Annotated in this window: 7 protein-coding genes, 1 tRNA gene and 1 pseudogene; 6 read left to right on the top strand and 3 right to left on the bottom strand. The window is 68.4% G+C overall.

Features of this window, described 5'->3' with window-relative positions:
* On the bottom strand, positions 1 to 454 hold a 454-nt coding region (locus NQ160_RS18325; protein ID WP_257516063.1), incomplete at its 3' end, for an ABC transporter ATP-binding protein.
* 201 nt (positions 455 to 655) lie between these two features.
* Here NQ160_RS18325 and NQ160_RS18320 point away from each other — a divergent pair.
* Positions 656 to 1603, top strand: coding sequence for a DsbA family protein (locus NQ160_RS18320; protein ID WP_257516561.1), 948 nt, complete (start codon positions 656 to 658; stop codon positions 1601 to 1603).
* A 90-nt stretch (positions 1604 to 1693) separates the two neighbouring features.
* Positions 1694 to 1769 (top strand) — tRNA-Thr (locus NQ160_RS18315).
* Between the two features lie 73 nt (positions 1770 to 1842).
* Here the strand turns inward: NQ160_RS18315 and NQ160_RS18310 are convergent.
* Complete coding sequence (locus NQ160_RS18310; protein ID WP_257516560.1) at positions 1843 to 2199, bottom strand: ArsR/SmtB family transcription factor; 357 nt, start codon at positions 2197 to 2199, stop codon at positions 1843 to 1845.
* Positions 2200 to 2321: 122 nt separating this feature from the next.
* Here NQ160_RS18310 and NQ160_RS18305 point away from each other — a divergent pair.
* The 4 genes and pseudogenes from NQ160_RS18305 to NQ160_RS18290 form a co-directional block, all read left to right on the top strand.
* Positions 2322 to 2522, top strand: a pseudogene (locus tag NQ160_RS18305) (flavoprotein); the annotation flags it as partial.
* Positions 2519 to 2866 carry a hypothetical protein gene (locus tag NQ160_RS18300; protein ID WP_257516559.1) on the top strand — a complete coding sequence of 116 codons (348 nt, stop codon included), beginning with the start codon at positions 2519 to 2521 and terminating at the stop codon, positions 2864 to 2866. The pseudogene NQ160_RS18305 and the gene NQ160_RS18300, both read left to right, overlap by 4 nt.
* Positions 2863 to 3966 (top strand): ACR3 family arsenite efflux transporter, encoded by a 1104-nt coding sequence (gene arsB, locus NQ160_RS18295; protein ID WP_257516558.1) that lies wholly within the window; start codon positions 2863 to 2865, stop codon positions 3964 to 3966. Before NQ160_RS18300 ends, arsB begins: the two co-directional genes overlap by 4 nt.
* 51 nt (positions 3967 to 4017) lie before the next feature.
* Positions 4018 to 4422 (top strand): arsenate reductase ArsC, encoded by a 405-nt coding sequence (locus NQ160_RS18290; RefSeq protein WP_257516557.1) that lies wholly within the window; start codon positions 4018 to 4020, stop codon positions 4420 to 4422.
* 15 nt (positions 4423 to 4437) lie between these two features.
* On the opposite strand, the gene NQ160_RS18285 is transcribed toward NQ160_RS18290, so the two are convergent.
* Positions 4438 to 4734, bottom strand: a complete 297-nt coding sequence (locus tag NQ160_RS18285) for a hypothetical protein (RefSeq protein ID WP_257516556.1) — start codon at positions 4732 to 4734, stop codon at positions 4438 to 4440.
* Positions 4735 to 5015: the final 281 nt, after the last annotated feature.

The raw sequence follows: 5015 nt of genomic DNA, 5'->3' as shown, positions 1-5015 counted from the left end.
GCACGATGGCGCGGCCCATGGCGACACGCTGACGCTGACCACCCGAGAGTGCCTTCGGCTTGCGGGTCAGGTACTCCTCGAGGTCGAGCAGCTTGGCGGCCTCGAGCACGCGGGCGGCGCGCTCTTCTTTGCCGACGCCGGCGATCTTCAGGGCGAAGCCCATGTTCTCGGCGACCGTCATGTGCGGGTACAGCGCGTAGTTCTGGAACACCATCGCGATGTCGCGGTCCTTCGGCGGCACGTCGGTGACGTCGCGGTCACCGATGAGGATGCGGCCGGAGTTGACCTCTTCGAGGCCGGCCAGCATGCGCAGCGACGTGGACTTGCCACAGCCCGACGGGCCGACGAGAACGAGGAACTCGCCGTCAGCGACCTCGAGGTTGAGCTTGTCCACAGCGGGGCGCGTGCCCCCCGGGTACAGACGCGTTGCGTTGTCGAATGTGACGGACGCCATGGTCTCTTCTCCTTCACCGGCAGGTACGTGCCGGACGATCCGTAGTGAATGAGCGGGGGGATGCCCGCGCGCCCGTCATCGGGCGTGCGTTCAGTATGCCACGTCTGGGTTTTTCCCAGGCACTCTGACTAGCATCGGAACAGCCGCGCACCCCGAGTGGCATCAGCCGGACATCCGGCCGCATTCTTTTAGAAGGTCTCCATGTCCAGCGACGAATCCTCGAACGCCCCCGCCCGGCGCGACGCGCGCGAAGCGGTGCGCGAAAAGGCGCAGCAGGTGCGGGCGCGGCAGACGCGCATGAGGATCGTGCAGCGAGCGCTGATGGCCGCGGTGGGTCTCGCGCTGATTGCCGTCATCTCCGTCTCCCTCGTGTGGGCCTTCTCGTCGGACGCTTCGAAGCCGCAGGCGGCGCCCGAGAACGTCACCGACAACGGATTCGCGATCTCGTCGGTGGCGGGTGCCATCGGCACGGCGCAGGTGCCCGACACCAATGCCGCGACTGCAGAGGCCACGGCGCAGCCGGCGGAGCCCGCCGCCCCCGAAGCGACCGCCCCGGCCGAGGGCGACGCCGCCGTCGACATCCGGGTCTACGTCGACTACCTGTCCGAGGGGTCGCGCACCTTCCAGATGGCCAACATGGCGCAGCTGGCCGCGTGGGTCGAAGACGGCTCTGCGAGCCTCACCTACCACCCGGTGGCGATGCTGAGCGCGAAGTCGAACGGCACCAAGTACTCCCTCCGCGCCGCCAGTGCAGCGGCGTGCGTGGCGACGCACTCGCAAGAGGCCTTCTTCTCCTACACCAACGAGCTGCTCACGAAGCAGCCGGGCGTGGACGACGCCGGCATGTCCGACAAGGAGCTTGCCGACCTGGCTCAGGCATCGGGCGTGGACGCGCCGAAGGACGTGCGCGCGTGCATCGAAGAGGGGCGCTTCACCTCGTGGGTGCGCGAAGCCACCGATGGTGCACTGAAGCGCATTCCGGGCACCGACAACCTCGCCCTCACCGGCACGCCCACCGTGCTCGTCAACGGCGAGCCGTACGTCGGCGCACTGGACGACCCGGCGGAATTCGCCCAGTTCGTCATGACGCTCGCGAGTGACGCGTACTACCAGGGCTCGCCGTCTCCCGCGCCGGCGCCCACCCCGTAGACCGGCAGCGGCGCGTCGTCGGCGCGAGGATGCCGCGTCGAGACGCTCTAGACTTGTGTGGCCCATCGCTCCTTGCGGAGCCGGGCACCAGCCGGCTTGGCGCAATTGGTAGCGCACCGTACTTGTAATACGGGGGTTGCAGGTTCAAGTCCTGTAGCCGGCACCACACTCCACCTCTGGGCTGGTCGATGGCATCGGCATCCGCGAGGATCGCGCACATCTGCAGACGAGACGCGAGCCTAGCGACCGCCCGCGGCGAAGACCTCTGCCACGCGCTCGAGCGAACCGGGCACAAGCGAGAAGTACGCCCACGTGCCCCGCTTGCTGCGGCTGAGAAAGCCCGCCGCGGTGAGGACCTTCAGGTGGTGCGACACCGTGGGCTGGCTGAGCCCGACGGGCTCGATGAGGTCGCAGACGCAGGCTTCGCCGCCCTCGGATGCCGCGACGATCGACAGCAGTCGCAGTCGAGCCGGGTCGGCCAAGGCCTTCATCATGGTCGCAAGGCGCTCTGCCTCGGCTGCCGAGATCGGCTCACGCGACAGGGTGCCCGTGCAGGACGGAGCACTGACTTCGGATGCGTTGAGGACGGTGGCCATGCATCGACACTAGCAAATATTGACAAGCATCGATATGTCGGATAGGACTATATCGATTGCTGTCGATGCCTCGGAGATGACCCGTGACACTGCTGGACCTGTCGCCCCGTGCCGCGACGAGCGAGAGGGGGTTCTTCATCGTCGGAATGAAGTCCTACGGCCGTGCGCCCACGTTCCTGCCGGCCACCGGGTATGAGCAGGTGCGCTCGGTCGTCGCGTGGCCCGCCGGCGACACCGCCGCCGCCACTCAGGTGAAGCTGGTGCTGCCCCCAACCGGCGTCTGCTCCACCGATCAGACCGCCGGCGGCGGGTGCTGCTCGTGACCGGTCCGTCAGAGCAGACCCACGTCCGCCGGCATCTCACCGGCGTGCGCCGGCGCGTGCTGCAGATCATCGCCGCGTGCGGACCGATCACCGTCGACGAGATCGCGGTGGAGTGGGCGGCGGCGCAGCCGTCGATGCCCGAGCGCCAGAAGGACGGGCTGCCCCGCATGGCGTCGCAGGTCGTGTGGCGGTTGGAGAACCTCGGGTGGATAAGCCGTCACGGCGACGGATACGTCGCCACGCCGGCGGGACGGGACCTGGTCGACGACGGCTGGCTTCAGAACTGTCACGATGGACGCATGTCGAATCAGGATGCCGCGTCGCGCGAGGTGCCACCCGCATGACCACCGCGACGAGCACCTCCGCGACGGCCCCGTCGCCCACGCGCCGTCTGTCGACGCTCGACCGGTGGCTGCCGCTGTGGATCGGTCTGGCCATGGTCGCGGGCCTGCTGCTCGGTCAGTTCGTGCCCGCCGTATCGGATCTGCTGGTCACGCTTGAAGTGGGCGGGCTCTCCATCCCGATCGCGGTCGGGCTGCTGGTGATGATGTACCCGGTGCTCGCGAAGGTCCGCTACGACAGGATCGCCGCGGTCACCGGCGACAAGAAGCTGCTTGTCTCGTCGCTGGTGCTCAACTGGATCGCCGGTCCCGCGCTGATGTTCGCCCTCGCGTGGGTGTTCCTCCCGGACCTCCCCGAGTACCGGACGGGGCTCATCATCGTCGGCCTCGCGCGCTGCATCGCCATGGTCGTCATCTGGAACGACCTGGCGTGCGGTGACCGCGAGGCGGCCGCCGTGCTCGTGGCCATCAACTCGGTGTTCCAGGTCGTCGCGTTCTCGCTGCTCGGCTGGTTCTACCTGACGGTGCTGCCCGGCTGGCTGGGGCTGGATACGCAGGGGCTGGAGATCTCCGTCGGGCAGATCGCCCTGAACGTGCTGATCTTCCTCGGCATCCCCCTCGTCGCAGGATTCGCATCGCGCCTCATCGGCGAGCGCCGCAAGGGGCGGGAGTGGTACGAGCGCACCTTCCTGCCGCGTGTGGGACCTTGGGCCCTGTACGGCCTGCTGTTCACCATCGTGCTGCTGTTCGCCCTGCAGGGGGAGCAGGTGATCGCCCACCCCGGCGATGTCGCCCGCATCGCGCTGCCATTGCTGATGTATTTCGCGGTCATGTGGTTCGCGGGGCTGTTCACCGGCAAGGCCCTGGGCCTCACCTACGCCCGCTCGTCCACCCTGGCGTTCACGGCGGCCGGCAACAACTTCGAGCTCGCCATCGCCGTTGCCATCGGCACGTTCGGCGCCGCCTCCGGCCAGGCCCTCGCCGGTGTCGTCGGCCCGCTGATCGAGGTCCCCGTGCTCGTCGGGCTGGTGTACGTCTCGCTGTGGGCGGCGCGCGCCTGGTTCCGCACCGACCCGGTGACCGGCGAACGGGTGACCCCGTGATCGTCGTCGCCGACCACCTGACCTGACCGCTATCTCTCACCGGGAATCACCATGACCACCCACACCACGCCGTCCGTCCTTTTCGTCTGCGTCCACAACGCCGGCCGATCCCAGATGGCAGCCGGGTTCCTCCGTGACATCGCCGGCGACCGCATCGAGGTGCGCTCCGCCGGGTCCATGCCCGCCGAGCAGATCAACCCGATCGCCGTCGAGGCGATGGCGGAGGTGGGCATCGACATCACCGCAGAACAGCCGAAGGTGCTCACCACTGAGGCCGTGCAGGCATCCGACGTCGTCATCACGATGGGATGCGGGGATGCCTGCCCGATCTTCCCGGGGAAGCGCTACGAGGACTGGAAGCTCGAGGACCCCGCCGGCCAGGGCATCGAGTCGGTGCGTCCGATCCGCGACGAGATCCGCGCGCGGATCGAGCAGCTGGTGAGCGAGCTGGTCTGAGCCCGCTGCGCGGCGTCACTCCTCGGTCGTGAGCAGAACCTCGACGGTGGTGAAGGTGTCCTCCGGTGGGGACCCGAACACGCGGATGTGCTGCCCGTCGGCGCTGACCACGTGCATCTCGAAGCGGTCTCCGTCGTGCAGACGCGCTCGCGCCCAGCCCAGTGCCTCGGCCACGTCCTCGGCCCTGGTGAGGAGCCAGTCCTCGGTGCTCCACGCCCACCCGGCACGGCTCGGTCGTCGCCAGAAGCGCACCCGGAACGTCGGCTCGTCGGATGCGAAGTCGACGGCATCGATGAGGGGTTCGGTTTCCACGCCCCCATTGTGGGGCGTCGCGGCGTCTGCCGTGTGTCGGGACAGATCCAGCTCACGCGGTCAATGCCACGTGCAGCAGTGAGAGGCCGTACTCGAACGCGGCATCGATGTCGTCGCCGAGGCGGAACGCCCCGGCCAGGTCCATCGCGGCCCGTGCTGTGATCATGCCAGCGGCCCGAGAAGACGCTTCAGCTGCGTCCGCAAATCCGCGAGAACCTCCGGGGGGCTCGCCTCGGACTCATGACGGACTTCCGGTCCGTTGACCGCCGCCCAAAGGTCGT

Source organism: Microbacterium sp. zg.Y909 (genome assembly GCF_024626565.1).
The sequence above is the reverse complement of the archived record's forward strand: the minus strand, read 5'-3'. Positions and strand labels throughout refer to the sequence as shown.